27 protein-coding genes, 1 tRNA gene and 1 pseudogene are annotated in these 26,674 nt (G+C 64.2%); 12 read left to right on the forward strand and 17 right to left on the reverse strand.

What is annotated here, in order from left to right; genetic code table 11:
* Positions 1–75: 75 nt before the first annotated feature.
* Positions 76–2,442, forward strand: a complete 2,367-nt coding sequence (locus BKA04_RS04910; protein ID WP_134542239.1) for a hypothetical protein — start codon at positions 76–78, stop codon at positions 2,440–2,442.
* Between the two features lie 20 nt (positions 2,443–2,462).
* Here BKA04_RS04910 and BKA04_RS04915 read toward each other — a convergent pair whose 3' ends face one another.
* Both BKA04_RS04915 and folE read right to left on the reverse strand, forming a co-directional pair.
* Positions 2,463–3,710 (reverse strand): NAD(P)/FAD-dependent oxidoreductase, encoded by a 1,248-nt coding sequence (locus tag BKA04_RS04915; RefSeq protein WP_104095410.1) that lies wholly within the window; start codon positions 3,708–3,710, stop codon positions 2,463–2,465.
* A gap of 37 nt (positions 3,711–3,747) precedes the next feature.
* Positions 3,748–4,374 (reverse strand): GTP cyclohydrolase I FolE, encoded by a 627-nt coding sequence (folE, locus tag BKA04_RS04920; RefSeq protein WP_219818122.1) that lies wholly within the window; start codon positions 4,372–4,374, stop codon positions 3,748–3,750.
* A 90-nt stretch (positions 4,375–4,464) separates the two neighbouring features.
* Here folE and BKA04_RS04925 point away from each other — a divergent pair, with 90 nt between their 5' ends.
* On the forward strand, positions 4,465–5,127 hold the full coding sequence (locus BKA04_RS04925; protein ID WP_104095411.1) for a helix-turn-helix transcriptional regulator: 663 nt from the start codon (positions 4,465–4,467) through the stop codon (positions 5,125–5,127).
* On the opposite strand, the gene BKA04_RS04930 is transcribed toward BKA04_RS04925, so the two are convergent.
* Complete coding sequence (locus BKA04_RS04930; RefSeq protein ID WP_167309617.1) at positions 5,124–5,297, reverse strand: hypothetical protein; 174 nt, start codon at positions 5,295–5,297, stop codon at positions 5,124–5,126. The two genes, BKA04_RS04925 and BKA04_RS04930, sit on opposite strands and share 4 nt — an antisense overlap.
* A 38-nt stretch (positions 5,298–5,335) precedes the next feature.
* On the opposite strand from BKA04_RS04930, the gene BKA04_RS04935 reads away from it, so the two are divergent.
* From BKA04_RS04935 to BKA04_RS04945, 3 genes are all read left to right on the forward strand, one after another.
* Positions 5,336–6,028, forward strand: coding sequence for a response regulator transcription factor (locus tag BKA04_RS04935; RefSeq protein WP_104095412.1), 693 nt, complete (start codon positions 5,336–5,338; stop codon positions 6,026–6,028).
* A gap of 49 nt (positions 6,029–6,077) precedes the next feature.
* Entirely contained in the window at positions 6,078–7,742 is a 1,665-nt protein-coding gene (locus tag BKA04_RS04940; protein WP_104095413.1) for a sensor histidine kinase, read from the forward strand.
* A gap of 79 nt (positions 7,743–7,821) precedes the next feature.
* On the forward strand, positions 7,822–8,112 hold the full coding sequence (locus BKA04_RS04945; RefSeq protein WP_104095414.1) for a WXG100 family type VII secretion target: 291 nt from the start codon (positions 7,822–7,824) through the stop codon (positions 8,110–8,112).
* 75 nt (positions 8,113–8,187) lie between these two features.
* On the opposite strand, the gene groL is transcribed toward BKA04_RS04945, so the two are convergent.
* The 6 genes and pseudogenes from groL to BKA04_RS04975 form a co-directional block, all read right to left on the reverse strand.
* Positions 8,188–9,819 carry a chaperonin GroEL gene (gene groL / locus BKA04_RS04950; protein ID WP_104095415.1) on the reverse strand — a complete coding sequence of 544 codons (1,632 nt, stop codon included), beginning with the start codon at positions 9,817–9,819 and terminating at the stop codon, positions 8,188–8,190.
* 110 nt (positions 9,820–9,929) lie between these two features.
* Positions 9,930–10,991, reverse strand: a complete 1,062-nt coding sequence (locus BKA04_RS04955; protein ID WP_104095416.1) for a DUF3048 domain-containing protein — start codon at positions 10,989–10,991, stop codon at positions 9,930–9,932.
* Positions 10,992–11,062: 71 nt separating this feature from the next.
* A pseudogene (locus BKA04_RS04960) lies at positions 11,063–11,275 on the reverse strand (cold-shock protein); the annotation flags it as partial.
* A gap of 179 nt (positions 11,276–11,454) precedes the next feature.
* Complete coding sequence (locus BKA04_RS04965; RefSeq protein WP_104095418.1) at positions 11,455–12,012, reverse strand: LytR C-terminal domain-containing protein; 558 nt, start codon at positions 12,010–12,012, stop codon at positions 11,455–11,457.
* Between the two features lie 21 nt (positions 12,013–12,033).
* Entirely contained in the window at positions 12,034–12,360 is a 327-nt protein-coding gene (locus BKA04_RS04970; RefSeq protein ID WP_408646443.1) for a DUF3263 domain-containing protein, read from the reverse strand.
* 107 nt (positions 12,361–12,467) lie between these two features.
* A complete protein-coding gene (locus BKA04_RS04975; protein WP_104095419.1) occupies positions 12,468–13,490 on the reverse strand; it encodes a DUF2332 domain-containing protein in 1,023 nt (340 codons plus the stop codon).
* A 94-nt stretch (positions 13,491–13,584) separates the two neighbouring features.
* Between BKA04_RS04975 and msrB the strand changes: the two genes are divergently transcribed.
* Both msrB and BKA04_RS04985 read left to right on the forward strand, forming a co-directional pair.
* Complete coding sequence (msrB, locus tag BKA04_RS04980; protein ID WP_104096636.1) at positions 13,585–13,989, forward strand: peptide-methionine (R)-S-oxide reductase MsrB; 405 nt, start codon at positions 13,585–13,587, stop codon at positions 13,987–13,989.
* A 36-nt stretch (positions 13,990–14,025) separates the two neighbouring features.
* Positions 14,026–14,102 (forward strand) — tRNA-Thr (locus BKA04_RS04985).
* A gap of 5 nt (positions 14,103–14,107) precedes the next feature.
* Here the strand turns inward: BKA04_RS04985 and BKA04_RS04990 are convergent.
* Positions 14,108–15,040, reverse strand: a complete 933-nt coding sequence (locus BKA04_RS04990) for a DsbA family protein (RefSeq protein ID WP_104095420.1) — start codon at positions 15,038–15,040, stop codon at positions 14,108–14,110.
* A gap of 252 nt (positions 15,041–15,292) precedes the next feature.
* Between BKA04_RS04990 and BKA04_RS04995 the strand changes: the two genes are divergently transcribed.
* Together BKA04_RS04995 and BKA04_RS05000 are read left to right on the forward strand one after the other, a co-directional pair.
* Positions 15,293–16,396 carry an ABC transporter ATP-binding protein gene (locus BKA04_RS04995; protein WP_104095421.1) on the forward strand — a complete coding sequence of 368 codons (1,104 nt, stop codon included), beginning with the start codon at positions 15,293–15,295 and terminating at the stop codon, positions 16,394–16,396.
* Positions 16,393–17,676 carry a DUF4032 domain-containing protein gene (locus tag BKA04_RS05000; protein WP_104095422.1) on the forward strand — a complete coding sequence of 428 codons (1,284 nt, stop codon included), beginning with the start codon at positions 16,393–16,395 and terminating at the stop codon, positions 17,674–17,676. Before BKA04_RS04995 ends, BKA04_RS05000 begins: the two co-directional genes overlap by 4 nt.
* 45 nt (positions 17,677–17,721) lie before the next feature.
* Here the strand turns inward: BKA04_RS05000 and BKA04_RS05005 are convergent, their stop codons facing one another.
* The 6 genes from BKA04_RS05005 to BKA04_RS05030 all read right to left on the reverse strand — a co-directional run bounded on the left by BKA04_RS05005 (position 17,722) and on the right by BKA04_RS05030 (position 23,685).
* Positions 17,722–18,183: a VOC family protein gene (locus BKA04_RS05005; protein ID WP_181024759.1), complete on the reverse strand. Its 462-nt coding sequence runs from the start codon at positions 18,181–18,183 to the stop codon at positions 17,722–17,724.
* Between the two features lie 14 nt (positions 18,184–18,197).
* Complete coding sequence (locus tag BKA04_RS05010) at positions 18,198–19,010, reverse strand: SDR family NAD(P)-dependent oxidoreductase (protein ID WP_104095424.1); 813 nt, start codon at positions 19,008–19,010, stop codon at positions 18,198–18,200.
* Between the two features lie 14 nt (positions 19,011–19,024).
* Positions 19,025–19,837 carry an amino acid ABC transporter ATP-binding protein gene (locus BKA04_RS05015; RefSeq protein WP_325052425.1) on the reverse strand — a complete coding sequence of 271 codons (813 nt, stop codon included), beginning with the start codon at positions 19,835–19,837 and terminating at the stop codon, positions 19,025–19,027.
* Positions 19,837–20,616, reverse strand: coding sequence for an amino acid ABC transporter permease (locus BKA04_RS05020; protein WP_325052426.1), 780 nt, complete (start codon positions 20,614–20,616; stop codon positions 19,837–19,839). Before BKA04_RS05020 ends, BKA04_RS05015 begins: the two co-directional genes overlap by 1 nt.
* Positions 20,617–20,665: 49 nt before the next feature.
* On the reverse strand, positions 20,666–21,346 hold the full coding sequence (locus tag BKA04_RS05025; protein ID WP_167309674.1) for a substrate-binding periplasmic protein: 681 nt from the start codon (positions 21,344–21,346) through the stop codon (positions 20,666–20,668).
* A 344-nt stretch (positions 21,347–21,690) separates the two neighbouring features.
* Complete coding sequence (locus BKA04_RS05030; RefSeq protein WP_104095427.1) at positions 21,691–23,685, reverse strand: alpha-ketoacid dehydrogenase subunit alpha/beta; 1,995 nt, start codon at positions 23,683–23,685, stop codon at positions 21,691–21,693.
* A 123-nt stretch (positions 23,686–23,808) separates the two neighbouring features.
* Here BKA04_RS05030 and BKA04_RS05035 point away from each other — a divergent pair, with 123 nt between their 5' ends.
* Complete coding sequence (locus BKA04_RS05035) at positions 23,809–24,594, forward strand: IclR family transcriptional regulator (protein WP_104095428.1); 786 nt, start codon at positions 23,809–23,811, stop codon at positions 24,592–24,594.
* 4 nt (positions 24,595–24,598) lie between these two features.
* Positions 24,599–24,916, forward strand: coding sequence for a muconolactone Delta-isomerase (locus BKA04_RS05040; RefSeq protein ID WP_104096638.1), 318 nt, complete (start codon positions 24,599–24,601; stop codon positions 24,914–24,916).
* A gap of 1 nt (position 24,917) precedes the next feature.
* Here the strand turns inward: BKA04_RS05040 and BKA04_RS05045 are convergent, their stop codons facing one another.
* Complete coding sequence (locus BKA04_RS05045) at positions 24,918–25,376, reverse strand: Lrp/AsnC family transcriptional regulator (protein WP_104096639.1); 459 nt, start codon at positions 25,374–25,376, stop codon at positions 24,918–24,920.
* A 98-nt stretch (positions 25,377–25,474) separates the two neighbouring features.
* Here BKA04_RS05045 and BKA04_RS05050 point away from each other — a divergent pair, with 98 nt between their 5' ends.
* Positions 25,475–26,659: a trans-sulfuration enzyme family protein gene (locus tag BKA04_RS05050; protein ID WP_104095429.1), complete on the forward strand. Its 1,185-nt coding sequence runs from the start codon at positions 25,475–25,477 to the stop codon at positions 26,657–26,659.
* The last annotated feature ends 15 nt before the right edge of the window (positions 26,660–26,674 follow it).

The raw sequence follows: 26,674 nt of genomic DNA on the forward strand, positions 1-26,674 counted from the left end.
GGGTCTACGCTCCACAAGGTTCAGAACTGAACTTTTCTTCTCCTCTGCCGACAATTCACGGGGGCCGACCGTCTCATGATCCGTCGAATCAACATGGGCGGACGTTTCGCTGCCCTCGCCGTCATCGCCGCGCTCCTGCTCACCGGATGTGTGCCAGGGCCGAACGCCAACGACGTCCACTCCGACACCAGCCTGTTCCTCGGGTCCCTCCCTGCTCCCGCTACCCTTCCGGATGCGCCCGACATCCCACCGTTCCCAACCCAGCCGGAGAACACCTCCAACACCAAGGCGATGACCGCCTACAACAAGGCGATGGACGATTACCAAAAGGCGTTCCAGGCGAACCAGGCCAAGGCGGATGCCCAGAAGGCCGCCGTCACGAAACTTGCGAAGACGGCCATGGCGGGAGGCGAGAAAGGTGTCGCCGCCTGGGAGTCCCTCCTCGTGACGGCAGGAATCTCCGTGCTCGGCGGCGACGGGAAGCCGCTGACAGTGGGCGGCCAGACGGGGATGGGCTCGCCCATGACGGACGCCGACCTCCGGTTGCAGGCGCTCCTGGCCGCCACTCCAGGCGGACTCAGGCTCACCGACCTCGCCGACACCCTGAGCGTCGCCTTCGGCATGACCGGAGCAGACCTGACGCCGATCCTCTACACGGAGCTCAACAACATCCCCGATCTCGGCTTCCGCCTTGTCCTCTGGTCCGTCGGGCCCGGGCTGATCGATGGAAATAAGTTCCTTCCCGTCGACCAGGTCGAGTTGTCCTGGGCGCAGGTGGGATTGATCGTGCACCGGTTGGCAGATGAGATCCTCATGTCCACGGTCATCACCGCGGGCGCCGCCGGTGACGAATCAATCCCCAGCGCGGATGCCGCAGTTCTACAGGTGGACACTGCGTCGTTCCACCATTCCCTCCCGGCGGCGGTCTCACACCGGCCGTGCGAGAACACGGATGACCCGATGAAGCAGGAGGTCCTGAATCAAAAGATCAAGGAAGTGAATTTCGGTTTCGACCAGATCCTGGAAACCGTGAGCAAGTGGGAGGATTCCGCCGCCGCCACCGGAGCGGAGATCCTTGGCAAGACGCTCAACATCGTCCGCACTCTGACCTCGTACGCGAACCTGCTCGCCAAGATGTCCTCGATCCACGCCAGGTTCTCGCTCTCCGACCCGCCGCTCGTTCGCACCAAGGAGATGGTTCCGGGAGAGATCAGCGATCTCACGATCACGTACAGCTATGACGACGACAGTTGGGGCAAGATTCGCGAATGCATCAACAGCTCCTTGAAGTATGCGGGGCTGGAGATTCCAGGTAAACCCCTCGATGCACCCTCCGGTATCGACGTGCAGCTCTCCACGACGGACCCCTCCGTGCTGCGGGTCGGCGACGGAAAGGGTGGGAACAAACCTGTCAACGCCGATGAGACGGACAGCAATGGTGTCGCCCGGTTCAAGCTCTCCGGTGCGCCGCAGAAGGACCGCATCCCGGACCGGGCGAAGCCGAAGAACCTCTCGATCGACGTCCATGCCCTGTCGGATCTCAAGTCGAGCGATTTCTTCAAGGACGTCACGTCGGTTCCCTGGGATGCCGTGGACGCGTTCGGCACCGGCGGGCTCAGCCTGATTCCCGAGATGCTCGGTCGCACGAAGTTCATCACCTTCACGGAGTCGATCCCGGTTCAGGATTGGGACCTCATCGCCCAATTCCAGGCGTCGGCGAAGGGCAAGATCACCGTCCATCGTGCGAGCAACGTGGACTGGCAGGGATGTGGTGGATATTCGCTCATCAACCGTTCGACCGACGCCACGTCGACGTTCACGACGCCGGAGACGGCGGTTACGGCAGCACTACTCAGCAACGACTTCGGGGACTACGGCGACCAGGCGTTCGTGTTCTACCCAAAGGGCGCGAGCTTTTCAGCGTTCGACTTCGGGAATGGGGACGGGTTGCAGATGTTCGGCCTGCTGGCCGAGTACTCGACCAACAAGACCACTGCCGCGCCGGCCACGGGAGATCAGCCGGAGCGGAAATTGGAAGACTGTGACGGTGCCGGTGGCGGCGGTGGCCAGCACTCCGATCCGGAACCGCAGGACTGCGGTGTCCGCACCTATGCGATGGACCTCAACGTCACCATGCCCTCCCCGCGCCACCTTTTCGTCTCGGGTCAACAGTCCGACGAACACGGCCTGTGGAAGAACTGCGGAGACGGCCTCGTCCCCAACGACCCGACCGTAGCGCCCAGCATGCAATCGTGCGCCGCCCCACAATCCAAGGGTGGGAAGGTTCCATCGATCGACGACCTCTTCGATCCATCGAAGACGAAGTTCACGATCACCGGCTCCTACAGCTGCATTCGAAATGACCCGGGGCAGCTCGACCAGGTGTACTACAACTGGACGCTCACCCTGTGTCGGATCGTGGACGGGAAACCGCAGTGCTAGTCAGCTCATCGCGCTGACGTTCACAGTGTCTCGAGAGGAACCGACTCGTCGGCGAGGCGCGCCTCGTCCATGACCTTGCCCTCGCGGATGATCCGCTGCACCTGCTCGTTGACATCCCAGACGTTCACGTTCATGCCGGCGACGACGCGGTCGTCCTTGAGCCAGAACGCCACGAACTCGCGCTTGTCGCGGTCGCCGCGGTAGACGATCTTCGCTCCCCTGGTCATCGGGCCGTAGCCCGAATACTCCATGCCCAGGTCGTACTGGTCGGTGTAGAAGTACGGGATGTCCTCGAAGCTCTCGTCCTGTCCGAGCATCCCCCGCGCGGCGGCCGGCCCCTCGTTGAGGGCGTTCGCCCAGTGCTCGCTGCGCAGCCGCATGTTGGCGAGCGGATGGAACGCGTTCGCGACATCCCCCGCAGCGTAGATGTCGGGGTTGCTGGTCTGCATCGACTGGTCGACGACGATGCCGTTCTCCGTCATGATCCCCGCGTCGTCCGCGAGCGCGACGTTCGGCACCGCGCCGACGCCGATGAGGACGATGTCCCCCGGGATGACCTCGCCGGTGTTGAGCTGCACACCGGAGACCTTCCCGTGGCTGCCGAGGATCTTGTCGACGACGACGGACATCCGCAGGTTCACGCCGTGCTCCTTGTGCAGCTCGGCGAACATCGTGCCCAGCTCGTCGCCCAGTGCGCCCGCGAGCGGGATGGGAACCTGCTCGAGGATCGTCACCTCGTTTCCGAGCGTGCGCGCCGTGGCGCCGACCTCCATGCCGATCCACCCGGAGCCGATGAGCACGAGGTTCCGCCCGCCGCCGGCGAGCTCCTTGTGGAGTGCCCTCGAATCATCGAGCGTGCGAAGGTAGTGCACGCCGCCCAGCTCTGCGCCATCGATTGTGAGCAACCGCGGCGAGGAACCGGTCGCCAGCAGGAGCTTGTCGTAGTGAAGCGGCTTGCCGCCGGAGATCGTGACCTCGTGGGCCAGGGAGTTCACGCCGTAGGCCTTCGTGCCCGTCATCAAGTCGATGTTGTTCTCCGCGTACCACTCCTCGGGGTGCACGTAGACGGCATCCAGCCCGTCGGAGCCGTTCAGGTAACCCTTGGACAGCGGTGGCCGGATGTAGGGTGCGTGAGCCTCCTTCGCGATGAGCTGGATCGTCCCGGTGAACCCCTGCTTCCGCAGCTCCTCAGCAGCGGAGACACCGGCGAGACCGCCGCCGATGATGATGAAGTTCTTCGTGTCCGACGTCGTATCCGTGTTCGTCATGCCTGTCGTCATCTTCTCTCAGTGATGGATGTCGTACTCACGCCGTGAGGTCCCCGGCGAGCCTGAACTGGCGTCGCATCGGGTTGTCCTTCGACAGTACGCCGGTGAATGATGTGGTCGTCGTCATGGCCCCCGCAGCCTGCGCGCCGCGCATGGTCATGCACAGGTGCTCGGCCTCCAGCACGACCCCGACGCCGCGCGGGGCGAGTTGTTCGGTGAGGTATGCCGAGATCTGCTGCGTGAGCCTCTCCTGCACCTGCAGGTCGCGCGAGAACAGTTCGACGACGCGCGCGAGCTTGGAGAGCCCGACGATGCGATCGCCTGGGACGTATCCGATGTGGGCGACGCCGCGGAACGGCAGCAGGTGGTGCTCGCACAGCGAGTGGAAGGGGATATCCCGAACGATCACGAGCTCCTCGTAGCCTTCGTCGTTCGGGAAAGTCGTCATGGTGAAGTCGCGGGGCGTGAGCATCTCCAGGAGGCTCGCAGCGACACGGCGAGGCGTCTCGACGAGGTGCGCGCTCGTCACGTCCCGCCCGAGGGCGGAGAGCAGTTCTGCGACGGCGTTCTCAGCCCGCACCTGCTGATCGTTGATGTCGATCGCGTGGAGCGGCGCCGGCATCCGCTCGTCGTCGTTCGCCTCGTGCAACGTCGCCTGGCTCATGACCGCTCCTCTTCTTCGCCTCTGTCTCTGAGATTACGACCCGGCGAATTCTTTTGTCAAGTTTTACTGTTTTAGAAGTATGATGGTGGCATGAACGATTCGAGAACCGAGCAGATCTCCGCCGTCGCCGCGATCAGCGATCCGCAACGCCGCGCCCTGCTCGAATTCGTCAGCCGAAACGGCGACGCCGTCACGAGGGATGAAGCAGCCACTGCTACCGGGATGCCGCGCAGCACCGCCGCATTCCACCTCGACCGGCTCGTGAGCGAGGGTGTGCTGGAGGCCGACTTCAAGCGTCTCAGCGGCAAGACCGGTCCGGGGTCCGGTCGACCCTCGAAGCTCTACCGGCGAGCGGGAGGAGAGATCAACGTCTCCATTCCCGCTCGCCGGTACGAGCTCGCCGGCGACATGCTCGCTGCGGCTGTCGAGGAGTCCGACCGCACGGGCGCGCCGGTGCGCACGGTCCTCGCGACGATCTCCTCGGCGACAGGACGGGAGATCGGCGCTGCGGCCGGGTCCCTGGATGCTGCGCTCGAGTCCTGCGGCTACGAACCGCGCGACGACGGCGAAGGCGGCCTCGTACTCACGAACTGCCCTTTCCACAAGCTCGCCACCAACCACACCGACGTCATCTGCAGCGCGAACGTGGCGTTGCTCCAGGGAGTCGCCGATGGCGCCGCTGAAGGCGAGCGCTCCGTCGAATTCGTCCAACCCAGCAACGGATGCTGCTGCGTGCGCATCACGGCCCCCTAGGCGGCCACCACCGCCGCGCCGCAGCGCCAGCAGGTGGCCGGCAACGCGCCATCGATGAGCGCTCCGCACTCGTCGCACACGTGCTCGAGCCAGCAGACCGGGTCGCCGGTGGACGTGAATTCCTCGCCATCCATGACTCCATTGTGCACCCGGCCCGCCGGACCAGGCACTCAGGAATCATTCAGCGAACGCGCAGATACTGTAGGGCATGAGCGACGGACCGAAGATTCTCATTGTCGATGACGAGCCCAACATCCGGGACCTGCTGACCACGAGCCTGCGCTTCGCGAAGTTCGCGGTGCGGGCTGTCGGTAACGGTGCCCAGGCGATCTCCGCCGTGCTGGAGGAGGAGCCGGATCTCATCATCCTCGACGTCATGCTTCCGGACATGAACGGATTCGGCGTCACCAAAAGGTTGCGCGCAAGCGGGTACACCGCCCCCATCCTGTTCCTCACCGCGAAGGATGACACGGAGGACAAGATCACCGGCCTCACCGTCGGCGGTGACGACTACGTGACGAAGCCGTTCAGCCTCGACGAGATCGTCGCCCGCATCAAGGCGATCCTGCGCCGCACGATGGCGGACGAAGAGGACGCGATCATCCGCTCCGGCGATCTCACGATGGACCAGGACACGCACGAGGTCACGATCGGCGACACCCAGGTGGAGCTCAGCCCGACCGAGTTCAAACTGCTGCGGTACCTCATGCTGAACCCCAACCGGGTCCTCAGCAAGGCGCAGATCCTCGATCACGTGTGGGAGTACGACTTCAACGGGGATGCGGGGATCGTCGAGTCCTACATCTCCTACCTTCGCCGCAAGCTCGACCAGTACTCTGACGAGCCGGTCATCCAGACGAAGCGCGGCTTCGGATACATGCTCAAAGCGACGAAGGCCTGACCTGCCCTCACGGGCGCTTCGCGGTGATACCGGTTAGCCTGATCTCCTGATGCACGATCAGCTTTCCCAGTGGTGGGGCAGAGTCTCTCTGCGCACGAAGACAACGGCGGTCACCGTCCTGCTGCTCACGGTCGGCCTGCTCGTCGCGGGCGTCGGCACCATGACCGTGCTGCGCAACTACCTCGTCGGCGAGGTCGATCGGAAGGTCTCGGCGACAGCGCTCGATCTCCGCGCACTCGATCTCAGCATCCAGGACACCTGTGACCGGGCCGCAGGGCCGAGCCAGTTCTTCGTCGCGATCCTCACACAGGATGGCACGCTCCTGTGCCAGAATCGCGACGCCGGCCAGGCCCGACCGGTCATCCAGGGCCTCGATTTCGACCTCGTGAAGCAGCAGCAGGGAGTGCCGCTCACCGTGTGGAACGCGGATCGTACCGGCCAGTGGCGTGTCGTCTCCGCCCCGTACCAGGACGATTCGACCGGTGCCTTCGTGACTCTCGCCGTCGGCGCGAGCCTCGCGGACATCAATGCCACGATCTCCCAATACACTGCCGTGTTCCTCGGATTCGGCCTGTCCGTCGTCGTCCTCGGGGGAGCGATCACGAGGCTTCTCGTCACCGCGACGTTCACCCCCTTACGGGAAGTGGAGGCGACGGCCGCAGCGATCGCGAACGGGGACTTCAGCCAGCGCCTTCCCGGAGCGACCCCCAACACCGAGGTCGGCCGCCTCAACCGCTCGCTCAACACCATGCTCAACCGCATCGACCGCGCCTTCGCCGACCGTGCGCAGACGATCGACCAGATGAGGCGGTTCGTCGGCGATGCGAGCCACGAGCTCCGCACCCCGCTCGTCACGGTGCGCGGGTACGCGGAGCTCTATCGCATGGGCGCACTCCAGACCCCCGAAGAGGTCGGCCAGGCGATGGACCGCATCGAGAAGGAGGCGGTGCGCATGGGCGGACTCGTCGAGGACCTCCTCGAACTCGCCAGGCTCGACGAGGCGAAGCCGTTGCAACTCGCACCCGTCGACCTGATCCCGCTCGCGCGTGATGCTGCACTGGACGCGATGGCATCGGCGCCGGATCGCACGGTCACGGTGATCGTCGCTGAGCCGGATGCCGCGGCACCGGTCGAAGAGCCCCCGGCGGCGCCGTCGCGTCCGCGCCGCCGCCCGGGTCCCGTGGCAAGCCGTCAGGTCTCGACGGCGACCGGCCCGATCGCGTTCGCGGGTGCCACGATCGCCCGATTGCGCTCGCGCCGCGCGCGCGCGATGCCCACGGCGATGGCATCCGGCTACAACGAGGCGGTGGAGCTCGAGTTGCCTGCGGTCGTGCTCGCTGAGGAGAACAAGATCCGCCAGGTGATCACGAACCTTCTCGGCAACGCCATGCGGTTCACGCCGAACGGAAGCCCGCTCGAACTCGTCGTGCACGTCGACCCCGCGCGCAAGGTCGGCATGCTCGACATCGTCGACCATGGCGACGGCATCCCGCCCCAGATCCGGGACAAGATCTTCCAGCGCTTCTGGCGTGCAGACACCTCGCGGACGCGGGCGACAGGCGGCAGCGGTCTGGGGCTCGCGATCGTGTCGGGCATCATCGCCGCGCACAAGGGGTCAGTCGATGTGCTCGAGACCCCGGGCGGCGGGGCGACGTTCCGCGTCGCCCTTCCACTCCTCCCCATCGGGTACACGGCGACGTCTTCGTCAGCCTGACGGCCATTCGTGCTCTGCGCTCGCCGGCACACCTAACCTGCTCGCAACGGGGATTCGCCCCGTACACCGAGGAGGACGCATGACCAGTTTCCGCGTGGACAGTGAAGCAGTGCTCAATGCGCATGGTGCCATCCAGAACACGATGTCGAGGATCGAATCGGAAGCGGCGAGCCTCAAGTCCCAGCTCGTCGCCCTTCAGGGCGCGTGGAGCGGCCAGGCGGCGATGGCCTTCCAGTCGGTAGTCGGCGATTGGACGGCCACCCAGCTGCGCGTCGAACAGAGCCTCGGCGCGATCGCCCAGGCTCTCGGGCAGGCCGGTCGCCAGTATGCGGATGTCGAGCTCGCCAATGCGCGCATGTTCACCGGATAACGTTCATCGACAGACCGGTGCACATGCACGAAGGGCGGCCCCTTTCGGGACCGCCCTTCTGCGTGCTGGTCGGACTTAGAAGTCCATTCCGCCCGACGGGTCACCCATCGGAGCAGCAGAGGCCTTCTCCGGCTTGTCGGCGACGACGGCCTCCGTGGTGAGGAACAGGCCGGCGATGGACGCCGCGTTCTGCAGCGCGGAACGCGTGACCTTCACCGGGTCGTTGATGCCCGCGGCGAGCATGTCGCCGTACTCGCCCGACGCGGCGTTGAGACCGTGTCCGGTCGGCAGGCTCCGCACCTTCTCGGCGACCACGCCGGGCTCCAGGCCCGCGTTGAGCGCGATCTGCTTGAGCGGGGCGTCGACAGCCACGCGCACGATGTTCGCGCCGGTCGCCTCGTCGCCCTTGAGCGCCTTGAGCGCCTTCGTCTCGAATGCGGTCGCACCGGCCTGGATGAGCGCGACGCCACCACCGGCGACGATGCCCTCTTCGACGGCGGCCTTCGCGTTGCGGACGGCGTCCTCGATGCGGTGCTTGCGCTCCTTGAGCTCGACCTCGGTGGCGGCACCTGCCTTGATGACCGCAACTCCGCCGGCGAGCTTCGCCAGACGCTCCTGCAGCTTCTCACGGTCGTAGTCGCTGTCCGTGTTCTCGATCTCGGAACGGATCTGCTTCACGCGGCCGGCAATGGCATCCGCCTCGCCTGCGCCTTCGACGATCGTGGTCTCATCCTTCGTGACGATGACCTTGCGTGCCTGACCGAGCAGGTCGAGGGTGGCGTTCTCGAGCTTGAGTCCGACCTCCTCGCTGATGACCTGGCCGCCGGTGAGGATCGCGATGTCCTGCAGCTGGGCCTTGCGGCGGTCGCCGAAGCCGGGAGCCTTGACGGCAACCGACTTGAAGATTCCGCGGATCTTGTTCACGACGAGCGTCGCGAGCGCCTCCCCGTCGACATCCTCGGCGATGATGAGCAGCTGCTTGCCGCTCTGGATCACCTTGTCGACGATGGGGAGAAGGTCCTTGATGTTGGAGATCTTGGAGTTGACGATGAGGATGTAGGCGTCCTCGAACACCGTCTCCTGGCGCTCCGGGTCCGTGACGAAGTACGCCGACAGGAAGCCCTTGTCGAAGCGCATGCCCTCGGTCAGCTCGAGTTCGGTGCCGAACGTGTTCGACTCCTCGACCGTGACGACGCCTTCCTTGCCCACCTTGTCGATGGCCTCGGCGATGAGCGCACCGATCTCGGTGTCTCCGGCGGAGATGGATGCGGTGGCCGCGATCTCTTCCTTGGTCTCGATCTCCTTGGCACCCGCGACGAGCGCGGCGATGACCTCGGCCACGGCCTTCTCGATTCCGCGCTTCAGGCTGATCGGGTCGGCACCCGCGGCGACGTTGCGAAGTCCTTCGCGGACGAGGGCCTGGGCGAGAACGACCGAGGTGGTCGTGCCGTCGCCGGCAACGTCATCCGTCTTCTTGGCGACCTCTTTGACGAGCTCCGCGCCGATCTTCTCGTACGGGTCGTCGAGCTCGATCTCCTTGGCGATCGAAACACCGTCGTTCGTGATGGTGGGCGCGCCCCACTTCTTCTCGAGGACGACGTTGCGGCCGCGCGGGCCCAGCGTCACCTTGACGGCGTCGGCCAGAATGTTGAGGCCGCGCTCAAGGCCGCGACGGGCCTCTTCGTTGAAAGCAATGATCTTTGCCATGTGTGTTTCTCGTCCCTCCCGGACGTCGTGAAAAGTGCAACACCTTTGGCACTCGGACTAAGAGAGTGCTAAATGATTCTGGCACTCCATGGCAGAGAGTGCAAGCGGGCTCACGGCCCGGATGGGGTGGTGAACGACACGGAGCCCGCCGGCGGAATCAACTCGAACCAGGTGTTGCCCGCTGCGAGGCGGATCGTGACGCCGTTCGTGTCGACCAGCCGGATGGGTGAGGTCGGGGACGACTTCGACCAGGTGCCCTCGATCATGGCGCCGCCGCTGGAGATCCAGGCCTTGCCCTTGCCCGAGAGGAGCGTTTTCGGCACTCCACGATCGTTGACGACGTTGACGCGCAGCGCGACCACGTTCGCCGCGGTGAGCTGCTTCCCCGTGCTGTCCTTGTCGACCTTGTCCTGCTGGATGCGCAGCCACAACTGGCGCGCAGCATCCCACTTCCAGCTCCCCCAGTACGACGAGGAGAAGCGATACTTCATCGTCGTGACGGTCACGCCGTCCTTCGCCGCCGAGGAGGATTCGCCATCGAGCGAGTAGGCGAACTGCTGCTGGGGTGCAGCGATCGTGGTGTGCTGCCCCAACAACTTCTGCGCCCGCACGAGCACGTTGTGGGGCGCTGACTTCGTGTTCGTCCGGAAGAAGGTGGACTCGGTGTCGGCCTGCCCGTGGATCGCGTTGTAAACGGGTGTCTGACGCATGAGGTTCACGAAGCGCTGCTGTCCGCCCGAGTAGCAGATGATCCCGCCGAACGGTGAAACGATGTCAGGGTCCATCGGCCGGATCGACCGCACCGGCCCGAGCAGCTCAGGGATCTCGGACTGCCAGATGGCGACGTAGCGCGTGATCCCGCCCTCGACCAGTTCCTCGAACACGATGTCGGTGGTCTCGAGACCAACCTGCGGCCGGGCATCCCAGTGGTTGTCGATCTTCGCGGCGATGGATGCGTGGTCGAGAGAGCCGGCCGGAACGGTCGTCCCTCGAAGCGGTGCGATGGCCGTCGGCTCGGGCGTCTGATAGGTGGAGACGTAGGGCGGCGACGGGGACCCCGTCGGTGTGCGGTCAGCCTCCGGAGCGCAGCCGACGAGCGCGAGCATCGTCATCACAGCGATGGCCGGGACCGCGATCGTCCCGCGGCGTCCGAGGAACCGATGGAACGTCACTGCCACAGACTAGCGCCGCCCGCTTCGACGGACGGCGTTAGCCAGGGCGAGCCCGACAATTCAGCGTCGGCTCACGTCGTGACGAGACGAACCGACTCCGCCTGCGGTCCCTTCGTCCCGGTTCCCACGTCGAAGACCACGTGCTGGCCTTCTTCGAGGACCTTGTAGCCTCCCATGTCGATGGCAGAGTAGTGGACGAAGACATCCTGTCCACCATCATCCATCGTGATGAAGCCGTAGCCCTTTTCAGCGTTGAACCACTTCACGGTTCCGTTCGCCATGCGGTACTCCCTGTGTGTTCCTTTCGGCGCGTGCGAGGTGCCTGAGCCGGATCACAACCAGATAGTAATGATTCGCCGCCGGATGCGGGAGTGCAATTTGCAGATTCGGCGCCCTGACGGCCCCAGAACGCCAGAATCTCCGCCGTACGTTATGCAAATGAGATTCTTGTCCTGGCGGCCAACTACTCGACGGGCTTGTAATCCGATCCGATCACGATCGTGATCTCCGATCCGGGGAAGTCGGTTGAGAGTCGGATCTCGCCGACTCCGAGCGCGAGGACCAGCGCCCGGGCTGCACCCTCCAGCTCCGGTGTCGCGTAGTACACGACGGTCTCGTCGATGTCCCGCGACGACGAGTTCGCCCTGCTCCCGACCCCCTGCTTCGCGCCGTTCCAGCCCTGCTTGACGAGGGCATCCCCGACCTGGTTCGCAAGCCCGACCGTCGGCGTGCCGTTCAGAATCGTGAGGGGCACCTTGGGGTCGAGCGTGGGCTCCGCGGTCGGCGTCTGGGTGGGGGTCTCAACGTCATCGTTCGCCGCGTTCGGGAAGAAGTCGAAGTTGATGTTGTTGTTGATCGCGGCGAGTCCGAACAGACCGCCCGTGGTCAGGATGACCGTGGCGACGACGGCCCATGCGAACCCGATCCAGCCGCGACCCTTCCGCTTCGGCCCACGGTGGGCTCCGACCCGTTGCAGGTCTGAGGGCAGGTCGTCAAAACGATCCTTCGGAAAGTTGGCCATGTGGTCTCTCGGTTGTTCGGATCAACTGGTGCTGGACAAGTCGGTCCCATGCCGCAGCAGAGTGCGCGCACTGGTTCTGGCATCCCTCATTCGCTGAAGTCGTCGCACCAGCATGGGGTCGTAGACGATTGCGGCCGGAGAGTCGATGACAGCGTTCAGGACTTGATAATACCGGGCGGCCGAGAGGTTGAACTCCGCGCGCACGGCTTCCTCCTTCGCTCCCGCGTGGCGAGTCCACTCCCGTTCGAAGTCGAGGATGCGGCGATCGCGCATCGAGAGAGGCGCGGGCGAGGCTGCGGGGTCGTCGGCCGCGGAGTCGCCCGCCGCAAGGCCGCGCGTTGACACCACTCGTACTCCGCTCCGCTTGTGTGATTGACATCGTAGTTTGTGCCGTCCGCATGTTTCCTGAGGCGCTCCGCGGCCGTGATTCGGCCTGCGTGGGGCCACGACGGACTTCAGGGCGCCCGGTTCGCGGATGCCGGGCCGATCCACTCGACGAACTGTCCGTGAGGGCCGACGTCGGCGAGGGGTTCGCCGTCGATCGAGAGCGTGAACCGTCCGCGTTGCGGCGACGGATGCCGGGCGTCGACGTCGGGAAGAACTCCGACGCCATCGAGAGAGACCCAGTGGGCGTCCAGGCGGCGAATGGCGTCGACGAGTCGCATGCGCTGGAGGTACGGGACGTAGACGAGCATCGCGCTCGTCACGACGACGAGGGTCGTGCCGGTGGGACGGGTCGCTGCGACATCCTCGAGCCGGTCGAGTGCATCCCCGCGGAAGAGTGTGGGCGGATTCTCACGCACGATGGCGATGGCCGCCCGGATGCGCGCCAGCCGCTCCTCCTGTTCCGGCCAGACGAGGGTCTCGAGCCAGCACACATCCTCGTCGTCGCGCACGTCGAGCGGGTGCAGGTCGATGCCGGCGCGCCACGCGATGCCAGGCAGCTCATGGGGAATCCAGTGCGCCGTGTCGGCCCGCTCCAGCGTTTCGCCGGTTGAGCCGCTGAGAGCCGTCTCGATCGTGACGGTGGACGGCCCGGAGGCCGGGTGCAGCCAGTCCCCGTCTCCGTAACGGTAGCTGTATCGGTCCGGGTAGAGGCAGAGCCCGGCGCTCGCGCCGAGTTCGAGGAGCGCGAGGGGCCCGTCGAGGCGCGCCAGGGCGGGGAGCAGGGCGGCGCACCGGCGGGGTTCGTTGGTCTGCGTCATCCGGCGCTCTGCCTCGAACGCGACCGCGGGCCAGTTGGCTGAGAGCCAGGCGCGGAATGCCGGGTATCCGCCGATCGGGGATCCGAGCAGACGCGCAGCCGCGAACACGAGGTTCGGCTGGCGCTTCTGCAGTGGGAGCTCGTCGATGAGTGCGACGATCCCCGGATCGCCGGCGACGCCGAGAGCCCACTCCTCGAAGACGGGTGACTGGCCACGGGCCTCGATCACTCCGAAATCGCGGTATCTCTGTGCCGTCGAACGTTCGATCGCCATTCCAGCATCCTCGCACCACCATCCGGAACAAGGGAGTGCGTCACTCGGTTGAATAATGGTGGAGGAGCCCCACACGGCTCCCGGAAGGATGACCATGAACTACAAGGTGACGAAGAGCGACGAGGAGTGGCGCCAGCAGTTGAGCCCGGAGGAGTTCGCCGTGTTGCGCCAGGCGGCCACCGAGCGGCCATGGACGGGCGAGCTTCTCGATGAGAAGCGCGAAGGCGTGTTCCGCTGCAAGGCGTGCGGTGCCGAACTGTTCCGAAGCGATGCGAAGTTCGATTCGCACTGCGGATGGCCGAGCTTCTACATCCCGACCGAGAAGGACGCCGTTGTGCTCCTGAAGGACAAGAGTCTGGGTATGGAGCGCGTCGAGGTTCGCTGCGCGAACTGCGGATCCCACCTCGGCCACGTCTTCGACGATGCGCCGCAGACCCCGACGGGTGACCGGTTCTGCATGAACTCCGTCTCGCTCAGCTTCGAGCCGACGAACAACTGACGCGTGGCCTCCCCACTACTATTGGGGAGGTCATTCGCCTCCTTAGCTCAGTTGGCCAGAGCACCGCTCTTGTAAAGCGGGGGTCGTCGGTTCGAATCCGACAGGGGGCTCCAGCACCCTACTTCGACGGCGACGCGGACGGGCTCGGCGACGGCGTCGAGTTGTCGGAGAAGTTCGCGCCGAGGACCTTCGTCAGGAACGCGGCGAACTCGGCCGGGTCGAACGCCCCGGTCGTGCTGTCGAACGTGTACTGGTACAGCTGGCCGTTCACGAAGATCGTCGGCGTACCGTGCTGCTGCGGCTGCGTCGCAACGTTCGGGAACGGGTTCGTGTTGAACCGGTCGGTCGCCGATGCCACCCAGTTCTTGAACGTCTGGTCCTTGATACAGCTCGAGACGTTCGTGAACTTGGAAACGCCGGCCTCCTTGGCGAGCCCGATGATCGTGTCATCGTCGAGCCCGGTCGAGTTCTCCTCCGGCTGGTTCTTGAACAGCAGTGCACTGAAGTCGAAGAAGTTGTCGGGTGCGAAGTTCGCGACGCACGCCGCGGCGTTCGCCGCCCTCGTCGAATACTTGGTCCCCATCGACGCACGGTCGAGAATCGCCACCGGGTGGATCTCGAGCGTCGCAGCGCCATCCTGAACGAGCTTCTTGATCTGGTCGGCGTTCGCCTTCTCGAAGTTCCCGCAGATCGGGCACAGGTAGTCGACGTAGACCCGGATGTCGAGCACAGAGGACGGGCTGTTGGACGCGGAGGGCACCGGGTCGTCATTGGGAAGCAGGGACGGGGTCCTCTCGGCGTGGAAGCCCTCGCCGATCTTGATACCGTCGCTGATCATGTTGAGCGGCCCGGGCGCCGGCGGTCGAATCGTGCTCGTGATGACGAAGATCACCGCGGCGACGATCGCCAGGATGACGACGATGAGGCTTCCCTGCAGGATGAACTTGTTCCTGCGCTCCTTCTTCTTCTGCTCCTCGCGCAGCGCCCGCGCCTTCTCCCGCGCGGCATCCCGCCGCTGGTTCTTGCTCGGTCGCGAATCGCCGGTTCCCATACTCACATCAACCTCTTACTCACCAGGGAAGTCGTGGTGGCCGCTCGGCCATACCGGGACATGCTAGACCCCGTTCTCTGGGAACTGTCAGCATGATCCCTGTACAGCCTAATCAGATCACGGACCCTGAGGTTCGCGTGCGCCCAGAACGGGTGGCATAATGGCGATGCGCGGGCTTCGACTCGGAACCCGCCGATTCCATTCACTACGGATCGTCCGGCACGTACCTGCCGGTGAAGGAGAAGCACGACCATGGCATCAGTCACCTTTGACAAGGCAAGCCGAATCTATCCGGGCCAGGCGCGACCAGCGGTCGACAAGCTCGACCTGGATGTCGCCGATGGCGAGTTCCTCGTTCTCGTCGGGCCATCCGGATGCGGGAAGTCCACGTCGCTCCGCATGCTCGCCGGCCTCGAAGAGGTCAACGAGGGCAGCATCCGCATCGGCGACCGCGACGTCACCGACGTTCCGCCGAAGGACCGCGACATCGCCATGGTCTTCCAGAACTACGCGCTCTACCCGCACATGACGGTCGCGGAGAACATGGGCTTCGCGCTCAAGATCGCCGGCGTCAACAAGGAGGAGCGCGCCTCCCGCGTGCTCGAGGCCGCGAAACTCCTCGACCTCGAGGACTACCTCGGCCGCAAGCCGAAGGCGCTCTCCGGCGGCCAGCGTCAGCGCGTCGCCATGGGCCGCGCGATCGTCCGCAGCCCCCAGGTCTTCCTCATGGATGAGCCGCTCTCCAACCTCGACGCGAAGCTGCGCGTGCAGACGCGTACCCAGATCGCATCCCTCACCCGCCGCCTCGGCGTCACCACGGTCTATGTCACCCACGACCAGACCGAGGCGCTCACGATGGGCGACCGGATCGCGGTGCTCAAGGACGGCATCCTCCAGCAGGTGGGAACCCCGCGTGACCTGTATGCGAAGCCGGAGAACGTCTTCGTGGCCGGGTTCATCGGCTCGCCTGCCATGAACCTGTTCGACGCCGACATCGTCGACGGCGGCCTCAAGTTCGGAACCGCCACCGCCAAGGTCGATCGCGAGACTCTCGCGGGAGCCTCGGGCAAGAAGGTCACCATCGGGGTTCGTCCAGAGGATGTCGTGGTCGCCAAGAGCGGAGAGGGCCTCCCGGTCGACGTCGACATCGTCGAGGAGCTCGGCGCAGACGGCTATCTCTACGGCCACACCGATGTGGACGGCAACCGCGTCGACATCGTCGTGCGCGTCGACGGCCGCGTTCACCCGAACGCCGGCGACAAGGTCGTCATCACGCCCCAGCCGGACCACATCCACGTGTTCGACCTCGAGTCGGGCGAGCGACTGAGCAAGAAGGCCGTCGAGACGAGCAAGTGACCGGGAGCGGCTCCCTCAACATCACCTCGGCGATAGTCGATCCTGCACTACTCGACCTGCCGTGGAACCTGCCGCTCGACACCTGGCCGGACGACTCGATCGCCACCCTGCCGAAGGGGATCTCGCGACACCTCGTGAGGTTCGCGCACCTGGGCGGTTACGTCGTCGCGATCAAGGAGACCTCGGCCGATATCGCGCGCAGGGAGTACGAGCTGCTGCGCACGCTTCAGCGCATCGACGTGCCCTGCGTCGAGCCCGTCGCCGTCATCACGAATCGAACCGATGACGACGGCAACGGGCTCGACTCGGTTCTCGTCACCCGCCACCTGAAGTTCTCGCTCCCCTACCGGGCACTGTATTCGCAGACTCTCCGCCCCGACACGGCGACGAGGCTCGTCGACGCGCTGGCGGTGCTTCTCGTCCGCCTCCACATCGTCGGCTTCTTCTGGGGAGACGTCTCCCTGTCCAACACGCTGTTCCGGCGGGATGCGGGGGCGTTCGCCGCATACCTCGTTGACGCCGAGACCGGGAGCATCTACGAGACCCTCTCCGACGGGCAGCGCGAACACGACCTGGAGATCGCGCGGGTCAACATCGCCGGTGAGCTCCTCGACCTCGCCGCCGGTGGACGCCTCGACGAGGACACCGACCCGATCGATGTGAGCAACGGCATCATCGCCGCGTATCGCACGCTGTGGACCGAACTCACCGGGTCCCAGTCGTTCGCGTCCACAGAGCGGTGGCGCATCGCCGAACGCGTCGAACGTCTCAACGAGCTGGGTTTCGACATCGAAGAGCTCGCGATCAAGACGGATGACGGCGGAAGCCAGGTGCGCATCCAGCCGAAGGTGGTGGACGCCGGTCACCACCAGCGCCGGCTGCTGCGGCTCACCGGCCTCGACGCGGAGGAGAACCAGGCCCGCCGCCTGCTCAACGACCTCGACGCATACCGGTCGACCCACGTCGACGGCGAGGTCGATGAGGAGCTCGCGGCGCACGAGTGGCTGGCGACCGTGTTCGAGCCGGTCGTTCGGGCCATCCCGCGCGAACTGAAGGGCAAGCTCGAGCCGGCAGAGGTGTTCCACCAGATGCTCGAGCATCGCTGGTTCCTGTCTCAGAACGAGAGTCGGGATGTCCCTCTCGCGGAGGCCGTGAGCTCCTACATCGACACGGTGCTCCGACACCGCCGGGACGAGGCGACCGTGATCGACCCGCCCACCGGCGCGTTCACCCTGCCGATCGCGATCGTCGACGAGGACGACTGGCGCGACAGGGTCTGAGCCAGGAGAACGAACTGCCGCTGCCCACTCGCGTAGGGATTCGCGTCACGCCGACACGTCCCCCGCCGGTTCGAACAGTTCGATGATGATGCCACTCGGATCGCGAACGTATGCGCTCAGCCCACCGGCGTTCACGCCACTGTCAATGAGAATCGGACGGCTGACCGGGTCAAAGCCGCTTCCGACGATCGCGTCGAAGATGCCCTGGAGCCCGACGACCACAAAACAGATGTGAGGGTTTCCTATCATTCGCGGCTCGAGGGAGACTTCGAGCGGATGCGGTTCCAGGTACTGAAAGAGCTCGATCACGAGTTCGCTGTTCGGTGCCCGGAGTTGCGCCTGCAGGATGCGGACGCTCGGGTACCCGACGATATCGGCGAGGTACGACGACTCGTTTTCGCGTTCCCAGATGACGTGACAGCCGAGGATTCGCTCATAGAAGGCGATCGATGCCTCGAGGTTTCGAACGGTCAGGCCCACGTGATGGACACCACTGATACTGGACAAGGTCCCGCCTCTCTTCATACATCGTCAATGGCGCGGAGCGAACTCGACCGCTGAGGTGGTTCGCCATCGACCGGTTGGCTGGTCAGCCCACCGTCGATCGTGACGACCGTGCCGTTGATATACGCCGCCGCATCCGAACACAGATAGACCGCGAGTGCGCCGACCTCGTCAGGTTCTCCGAGCCGTCCCGCCGGAATGGACGCTACCGTCATCTCGTGGTCGACCAACCCGGCCGCCACATCCTGATCCCACATGGGCGTCCGCAGGGGGCCGGGCGCAATCGCGTTGCATCTCACACCATATGGAGCCCACTCAGCGGCTGCGACCCGCGTCATCATGATGACCGCGGATTTCGAAGCACAATACGCGATCCGACCGGGTCGCGAACTCAGGCCCCGGATGGAAGACACGTTGACACAGGCGCCAGAACCCTGTCTCAGGAAGTGACGCCCCGCCGCGCGCATGCCATAGAAGACTCCCGACTGCATCACCGATATTCCGCGGTGCCAATCCTCGTCCGAGGTGTCCACGATCATCGGGCCCAGTGTGGAGAGCCCCGCGTTGTTCACGAGGACATCGATACGGCCGAAATCGCGAACGACAGAGGCCACCACCGAGTCGAAGCTGGAACTGCTCGACACGTCGAGACCATACGTCGCGCTCTGTCCACCTCCGCTCCTGTCGACGGACGCCAATGCCGCCTCATTGATGTCCGCGTAGGCGACCCGAAAGCCGGCTTCAGCAAAACTGTTCGCGATGGAGAGCCCAAGCCCTTGAGCAGCGCCCGTGACCAACGCGACGCGGTCATTCATGGAGTTCATCGTCATTCACCGATTCCTTGTCAATTCGCGTGAAGCACCGCATTCAAGAATTCCTTCGTGCGATCATCCTTCGGGTTCTCGAAGAGCGAAGTAGGCGTACCGCTTTCGACAACCCGGCCATCCGCCATGAAGACGATGCGCGTCCCCACGTGCTTGGCAAACCCCATCTCGTGGGTGACGACCACCATCGTCGTGCCATTGAGCGCGATGTCCTTCATGACGGCGAGCACCTCCGCCGTCATCTGAGGATCCAGCGCGGAAGTGACCTCGTCGAAGAGAAGCAGCTGAGGAGACATCGCGAGGGTCCTGGCAATCGCGACGCGCTGTTGCTGGCCTCCGGACAACTCGTGGGACTTGAAGTCGACGCGGCTTCCAAGGCCGACCATCTCCAGAAGCTCTTTCGCTCGGGCATTCGCCACATCCCGATCCACCTTCAGGACGTGGACGGGAGCGAGCGCGACATTTTGAATTGCGGTCAGGTGGGGGAAGAGGTTGTACTGCTGGAACACGATTCCGATCTGTGTGCGCAGTTTCTGCTTCTCCGACGCCGAGATCGAGAAGTTCGGCTGGTCCGGCATCGATCGTCTGTGAATGAGTTGACCGCGGAAGCCGATCTCCCCGGATGTGATGCCTTCTGCCAGAGCGAGGCAGCGCAGGAGAGTCGTCTTTCCCGACCCACTCTGCCCGAGGAGCACAAGAACCTCTCCCTTCTCAACGGAAAGGTCGACGTCGTCGAGAACAGGCGTCTCGTTAAACGTCTTCGTCAGATTCCTGACATGCATCACGGAGTCTGCCGGCATTTCGCTTACCTGGGACACATCCTTCTTCGCCATTATTTCTGTCCCGCCATTCCGTCCGACATGAATAGTTGCCTACGTGTCTTCGCCAGCCGTTTCGACGTGGACTGCCCTCCATCGGGCGACAGACGCTTCTCCAACCGTCTGGCGAGCCAGGCCCAGGGATAGCAGACACAGAAGTAGAGGATGGCGACTTCCGTGAAGATGATGAAGTATTGGAAGGTCATCGACCCGATCAGGAGGCCCGTGAACATGAGTTCCTGAATCGTGATGATCGACAGGAGCGAGGTGTCCTTGAACAGACTCAGGAGGTAGTTCACGGTCGGCGGCAATGCCACTCGCGTCGCCTGAGGCATGATGACCAGTCGGAACGACTGGACCTTGGAGAGTCCGAGACTGTCTGCCGCCTCCTGCTGAACGAGCGGAACAGAGCCGATGGCAGCGCGGAACACCTCGCTAAGGTAAGCGGCGTATCCGATCGTCAGCCCGATGACTCCGGCCAACACGGCGGGAAGCGTGACACCGACCAGAGGCAGGACGTAGAACACGTAGTAGAGGTGAACCAGTGTCGGAGTGCCGCGAACGAACTCGACATAGGCCGTGAGCGGTCCCCTCACCAAGGCGAATCGCGACATCCTGCCAATGGCGACGAGCAGGCCGAGGGCCGTGGCAAGCACCATGACGATCAACGTCACCACTACGGTAAGCACCAGACCCTGCAGTAGCTGAGGGAGATACTCGATTGCCTGTTCCATCTTGACCCCATCGACTCGATTGTTGAGTAGTACGCGAAATGGTGGAGTTCGCCCCCTCATCGGCCCGCATACGGCACCTCAGAGGGGGCAAACTCCTGCAGCGGAGCGACTAGCCGTCGGCCTCCACCATGTTGGATTCTCCGAAGCCATAAGCCTCGAGGATCTCAAGCATCTTCCCTGAGCTCTTGAGTTCAGCGATGTACTTGTCGATCTGTTCTTTCAGACGAGTGTCCTCCAGCCGCATCACCACGCCGTTGTTGAACCAGATCTTCCCCTCCCAGTCGTGAAGGACCGTGAAGCCGGGGATCGGATTCAACTTGAACGAGTAGGACGCTTCGCCCTCATCCATCTCAATCGCGTCGATGCGGTCTGCCTTGAGGTCTGCGTACATATCGCCGGCGGTCTTGTAGACCACTGCCTCTGCTCCGGGGACGGACTTGATGTCATCGACCTCGGAACCACCGAGCACCGCTCCGATCCGCTTCCCGGAGAACTGAGCGTGTCCCTTGATGTCGCTTCCGTCCTTGACGATCAGAACAGAACCTGCACGGTACACGGGGTCGGAGAACAGGACGACCTTTGCCCGGTCGGGCCGGATGTTCATTCCGATCGACATGAGGTCCCAGCGCTTGGCGACCAGTCCCGGGATGAGTGCGCTCCAGTCCGCGACGGTGTAGTCCCAGGTGTGGACACCGATCTCGGGAAGAATGGCCTCGATGATGTCGACGTCCATCCCGTGCCACTTGCCGCCCTCGAACCAACCGTGGGCGAGCTGGTTGTACGAACCCAATGTCGCGTAATCGGCCTTCTGAATCTTTGCGAGCGTGTCTTGAGGCGCACCGTCGCTCCCTGTTGAAGGGGAACTGGCGCATCCGCCCATGACAAGCGGGACAACCAGCGACACTGCGAGCAGTGGCAGGCTTCGAGTGCGCCACTTTTTTTGACGCGTGGTGTTCTTGGCGTTCATCTTTCTCCCTCTTTGATTTCGGTTGTGATTGCTACCCTCTGGATCAGTGAGAGTTGCGTGCTTGAACACAGGTTGTCCAAGCACTTCGGCGGTCCGAAGGAACCACCAAAGCCCAGGTGCGGAGTTCGTTTCACCTCGTCGACGCGACGCATCATCAACTCCCGCCGTCACGAACGAACAGGTTCGGATGCCCAGCCGAGCATCTGTCGGATCGACCGGACTATGGCATCCGCTGTTGGTACGATGGCCGCCTGCAGAGCTGGGGAGGCCGGAATTCGCGAGTCCAGGGCCCCCAGCCGCTTGACCGGCATCGCCAGCTCGGTGAAGTGCGCGGACTGGATTCGAGCGGCGACCTCTCCGCCCACACCTCCCGTGACATTCGCTTCGTGAGCCACCAGGACTCTTCCTCCGCTGACCTTCACTGCTTCTGCGAGAAGCGCATCATCGATCGGACTGACCCAGCGTAGGTTGTGCACGGAGACCTCGATCCCTTCTTGAGCGAGTCTGCTTGCAGCTTCGAGCGCCGTGCCGACCATGCTTCCCCACGAAATGATTGCTGGGCCATCTCCCTGTCTGACGGTTCGACCGCCGGCCGCCGGCTCCAGCGGACCGTCGAGGAATACGTCACCCTCTTCCTGGTACTGCGCACGTGATTCGAACAGGATGCACGGATCGTCGTCGGCTATCGCAGCTCGCAACATCGAATAGGCGTCCGTTGCGTTCGCCACCATTCCCACCTTGAGACCCGGGATGTGCGCGAGCAGCGCTTCGAGGCTCTGGCTGTGTTGCGGACTTGACCCCGGGGTGGCACCTTGTTGCGTCCTGACCACCATCGGCGCCGACGTCATCCCTGAACTCACGTATCGCGCGTTGGCCGCCTGATTGATCAGCTGGTCGAGCGCAACAAGAAGGAAGTCCGCCCACATGATCTCCACGACCGGTCGCATACCGGATATCGCCGCACCAAAGGCGGAGCCCAGGATGGCGTTTTCCGCAATGGGAGTGTCGAACACTCTTTGATCCCCGAACCGCTTCTGAAGTCCCCGCGTCACACCAAACACTCCACCGGGCTGAGCGATGTCTTCCCCGTAGACGAGAAGGTTCGGACGGTTCTCAAGCTCCTTCGCCAGGGCTGCGTTGGCGGCACGCTGATACGTCAATCGCGTAGACACCCCGATCGCCATGTCTGCGTCTTGAGTTGGAGTCGGTACCGCCGTCGAGACCACATGCGTCGTTGCGGATCGCGCATCTGGCGTGGGCATCAGCATGACCTGCGCGGCAATCTCCTCGATCTGGGCTCGAACCGATTCGTCGATTGCCTCGAGAGCTGCGACATCGGTACTGCCAGAGTCGACCAGTTTCTGAAGTTCTACGTTCAGCGGATCGTTCGCATCGGCAAGCTCCTTGTCCCCGCTCGGACGGTAGTGCTCGATGTCCTTGTTATAGTGACCCCACAGCCGGGACACCTTGCATTCCAGGAATACCGGTCCGCCTCCGCTTCGCGCCACTTCCAGAGCCCACGCGGCGTTCGTGGCGACATCATGCGGATCCCGCCCATCGACGATCCGGTGGGTGATTCCGAGGCCCGCGGCGCGATCGACGAGGTTCTCACCACGCATCATGGTCGACGTCGGAGTCATCTCAGCCCAGCCGTTGTTCTCGCACACGACCACGAGAGGCAGGTTCCGTGTGGAAGCAAAGACGAGCGCCTCGGTCACCGAGCCTTGATTCATGGCCCCGTCACCGATCGAGACGACCGCCACACCACCAGTCGACTTGCTGACCGCCGCCAGCGCCGCACCAGCCGCGATCGAAACGGCTGCACCGACAATCGAATTCTCGCCTTTGAACTTTCCCGAAGACGGCGAGAGGAATGCCGAACCTGCACGGCCGGCATTCGTGCCTGACCCCCGGTGACAGATCTCAGCCAAAAGCGAGGTCGGCGAAACTCCGGCCGCCATGGCCCAGCCGTGACCGCGATACGTGGCAAAGACCGAATCGTGGTCCTGCAGGACACCTGCGAAGCCAACGGGGATCGCCTCCTGGCCGGCACACAGGTGAATCGAACCTTCGATCACGCCTTCACGACTGAGCTCGAGGCACTTTGCTTCGAACTCGCGTATCCAGCGCATGTGCACGTAGTAGTCGACTGCCTCAGGCATGTGGCTCTCAATCCGTCAAGGTTGTTCGTCCGCCCAGTCTGAGAGGGCCCGCCAAGTTTTGTCAATATCTGTGAATCATTTAATTTATCGACAATCGAACACAGAGTCTGTTATTGTTTGCGGATGACGATGAGCATCCCAAAACGGGTGACGCTTCAGACGGCTGAGCGCGCACTCGGGTTTCTTGAGGCATTGGCGAATGCAGGGGAGCCCCTGCGCGTCAAGGATGTGTCTGCCCAGCTCGGTGTCAATCTGACAACGGCCTACCACCTGCTGAACACACTTCAGAGCAGGGACTACGTCTCGCGAAACGGTGACGGCACATTGTCCCTCGGCCCGCAGGTGCTCACGCTCTACTATGCGTTCCAGAACCAGTTCCCGATGGCGAAGGAGCTCTACTCACGGGTAGAGCGACTGTCCAACCAGACGAATGAGACGGCGTACCTCGGCCGCCTGGTGACAAACGGTGTACTGGTCGAGATTCAAATCGAGAGCCCCCAGCCGTTGAGGGTGAGCGGGCTCGGCATTGGATTTGTTGGCAAGGAGCACATCCGTGCATCGGGCAAGGCCGTCCTGGCCTTCATGGATGCCGACCATCGCGATGCCCTCTTCGACCTGGTTTTTCGGTCCGACCCCGCCAATGACAACCCTCGCTTCCGGGCGCAATTGATGCGAGAACTCGAAGCAATCAGAGGGCAGGGTTGGGCGATGGACCAGGAGGAGTACCAGGCCGGAGTGACTTGCGTCGCTGCACCGTACTTCTCGGCGGACGGGAGCGTCCAGGGAGCGGTCGGTATCTCGGCTCCCTCCGCACGACTGATTTCGAGTGAAGATGTCTTCAAATCCGCCGTCATCGATGCCGCCGCGGAGATTACACGAGGATCGCGAGGCACAGATGCCTCACGATGAGCCCATGGAATTCCTGGTGCGCATGAAGGTCGCGTTTCCCGGGGAAATGCCCGAGTCCGACCGAGCAGAGTTGAGAAAACGGGAAGCCGAACGAGCCTCGGAGTTGGCTTCGGTGGGCGTTCTCGTCCGCCTGTGGCGGGTACCCGGTGAAAGTGCAAACTGGGGGATCTGGGCCGCCGCAGACGCCACGGCGCTTCACGAATCCCTGACCTCCCTGCCCATGTTTCCCTACATCAGTGCGAAGGTGTACCCCTTGGCCAGGCATCCGAACGACCCGTTGCCCGGAGAACCTGCGGACGGTGCGGCGACCTCCGGCTCATAGATCAGGCGAGCAGCTGCTCGATCCCGCGCCCCGCCACATGGTCGAAAATGAGATTCGTCTCGGTGTGCGCGACCGCCGGATGTCCGGCGAGATGTTCGAGCACGAAGTCGCGCAGCTCTGACGCGTCGCGCGCGGCCACGTGCAGCAGGAAGTCGTCGACGCCGGCCATGTGGAAGAGACCGAGCACCCCCGGCCAGTTCGGCGCCTCATCGCGGAAGCTCTCCACATCCTCACGGATGATCGACACCAGTCGGATGGAGATGAGGGCCTGGACGGTGATGCCCAGCGCCGCGAGATCGATGTCCGCGTGCGCTCCGCGCAGGAACCCGTCCTGCTGCAGTCGCCTCAGGCGAAGGGACACGGTGGACTCCCCGACGCCGAGCACCGCCGCGAGAGCCGCCCCGGACATCCGGGCGTTCGAGGAGAGGACACGGAGGATTCTGCGATCGGTATCGTCCATGGCATCGATTCTCGCAGAGAGTGTTCCCAGCATGGCACCAGACCACAGAATCTTGCTCTCACCTTGCAGTCGGTCGCGGATTCTGTTTCAGTCGAGTCATGCAGCCATCGAAGCCCCACCTGGAAACCCGCGCCGTCCACGGAGGTATGGAAGGGCTGGTGGAGTCCGGCTCCCACGTACCCACCATCGACCTCTCCACCACGAACCCGCTCCCGAGCGTCGAACTGGGCGGCGACTCCTATGAGAATCTCGCGACCGGTGGAACCCTCCAGCCGGGCCAGTCCGCCGTGTACCAGCGCCTGTGGCAGCCAGGGGTCGCACGGTTCGAGGAGTCGCTCGCCGACCTCGAGGGGGCGGAATCCGCCGTCGCATTCTCGACCGGGATGGCCGCCCTCGCGGCGTGCCTCCTCGCCACGGTCAACGCCGGAAAGCCGCACGTCGTCGCGCTCCGCCCGCTCTACGGCGGCACGGACCACGTGCTCGACCACGGCATGATGGGGACATCCGTGACCTGGGCGCACAGCGTCGACGAGATCGCCGCGGCGATCCAACCGGACACCGGACTCGTCATCATCGAGACCCCCGCGAACCCCACACTCGAACTCGTGAACATCGCACGCGCCGTCGCCGCAGCGGGCGATGTGCCCGTCCTCGTCGACAACACGTTCGCGACCCCGGTGCTGCAGCGACCGATCGAGCACGGCGCGACGCTGGTCCTGCACAGCGCCACCAAGTACATCGGCGGCCACGGGGATGCCATGGGCGGCATCGTCGCGACGAACGACGAGTGGGCCGCCCGCATCCGCTCGGTCCGCGCTCTCACCGGCGGGCTGCTGCACGCCTTCGCGGCGTACCTCCTGCACCGGGGTCTCCGCACGATGCCCCTCCGCGTGCGCGCCCAGCAGGCCACCGCCCAGGAGCTCGCTGAGCGGCTGAACGGGCACGCGGCCCTCGCCAGGGTCATCTTCCCCTCACTGCCCGGCTGCGACCCCGAAGGTCTCATCGGAACGCAATCCGAGGGGCCCGGTTCCATGCTTGCTCTCGACATCGCCGGCGGGTACCACGCGGCGACGAAGTTCATCGAGTCGCTGAAACTCGTCGGCCACGCGGTATCACTCGGCGGAGTCGACACGCTCGCCCAGCATCCGGCGTCGCTCACCCACCGTCCGGTGGCTGCGGAGGCGAAGCCGGGCGGTGGGATCGTGCGGATCTCGGTCGGCCTCGAACACGTCGATGACCTCTACGAGGACATCGCGCAGGCGCTCGAGGCCGCTGCCGGCTGATCGCTGGGCAGACCG

It is taken from the genome of Terrimesophilobacter mesophilus, from assembly GCF_014200375.1.
Taxonomy (GTDB): Bacteria; Actinomycetota; Actinomycetes; order Actinomycetales; family Microbacteriaceae; genus Terrimesophilobacter; species Terrimesophilobacter mesophilus.

Coding starts and splice junctions, on each gene's coding strand:
- BKA04_RS04910 (WP_134542239.1), top strand. CDS start 76: ATGATCCGTCGAATCAACATGGGCGGACGTTTCGCTGCCCTCGCCGTC.
- BKA04_RS04915 (WP_104095410.1), bottom strand. CDS start 3,710: ATGACGAACACGGATACGACGTCGGACACGAAGAACTTCATCATCATC.
- folE (WP_219818122.1), bottom strand. CDS start 4,374: ATGAGCCAGGCGACGTTGCACGAGGCGAACGACGACGAGCGGATGCCG.
- BKA04_RS04925 (WP_104095411.1), top strand. CDS start 4,465: ATGAACGATTCGAGAACCGAGCAGATCTCCGCCGTCGCCGCGATCAGC.
- BKA04_RS04935 (WP_104095412.1), top strand. CDS start 5,336: ATGAGCGACGGACCGAAGATTCTCATTGTCGATGACGAGCCCAACATC.
- BKA04_RS04940 (WP_104095413.1), top strand. CDS start 6,078: ATGCACGATCAGCTTTCCCAGTGGTGGGGCAGAGTCTCTCTGCGCACG.
- BKA04_RS04945 (WP_104095414.1), top strand. CDS start 7,822: ATGACCAGTTTCCGCGTGGACAGTGAAGCAGTGCTCAATGCGCATGGT.
- groL (WP_104095415.1), bottom strand. CDS start 9,819: ATGGCAAAGATCATTGCTTTCAACGAAGAGGCCCGTCGCGGCCTTGAG.
- BKA04_RS04965 (WP_104095418.1), bottom strand. CDS start 12,012: ATGGCCAACTTTCCGAAGGATCGTTTTGACGACCTGCCCTCAGACCTG.
- BKA04_RS04975 (WP_104095419.1), bottom strand. CDS start 13,490: ATGGCGATCGAACGTTCGACGGCACAGAGATACCGCGATTTCGGAGTG.
- msrB (WP_104096636.1), top strand. CDS start 13,585: ATGAACTACAAGGTGACGAAGAGCGACGAGGAGTGGCGCCAGCAGTTG.
- BKA04_RS04990 (WP_104095420.1), bottom strand. CDS start 15,040: ATGGGAACCGGCGATTCGCGACCGAGCAAGAACCAGCGGCGGGATGCC.
- BKA04_RS04995 (WP_104095421.1), top strand. CDS start 15,293: ATGGCATCAGTCACCTTTGACAAGGCAAGCCGAATCTATCCGGGCCAG.
- BKA04_RS05010 (WP_104095424.1), bottom strand. CDS start 19,010: ATGACGATGAACTCCATGAATGACCGCGTCGCGTTGGTCACGGGCGCT.
- BKA04_RS05015 (WP_325052425.1), bottom strand. CDS start 19,837: ATGGCGAAGAAGGATGTGTCCCAGGTAAGCGAAATGCCGGCAGACTCC.
- BKA04_RS05020 (WP_325052426.1), bottom strand. CDS start 20,616: ATGAGGGGGCGAACTCCACCATTTCGCGTACTACTCAACAATCGAGTC.
- BKA04_RS05030 (WP_104095427.1), bottom strand. CDS start 23,685: ATGCCTGAGGCAGTCGACTACTACGTGCACATGCGCTGGATACGCGAG.
- BKA04_RS05035 (WP_104095428.1), top strand. CDS start 23,809: ATGACGATGAGCATCCCAAAACGGGTGACGCTTCAGACGGCTGAGCGC.
- BKA04_RS05040 (WP_104096638.1), top strand. CDS start 24,599: ATGGAATTCCTGGTGCGCATGAAGGTCGCGTTTCCCGGGGAAATGCCC.
- BKA04_RS05045 (WP_104096639.1), bottom strand. CDS start 25,376: ATGGACGATACCGATCGCAGAATCCTCCGTGTCCTCTCCTCGAACGCC.
- BKA04_RS05050 (WP_104095429.1), top strand. CDS start 25,475: ATGCAGCCATCGAAGCCCCACCTGGAAACCCGCGCCGTCCACGGAGGT.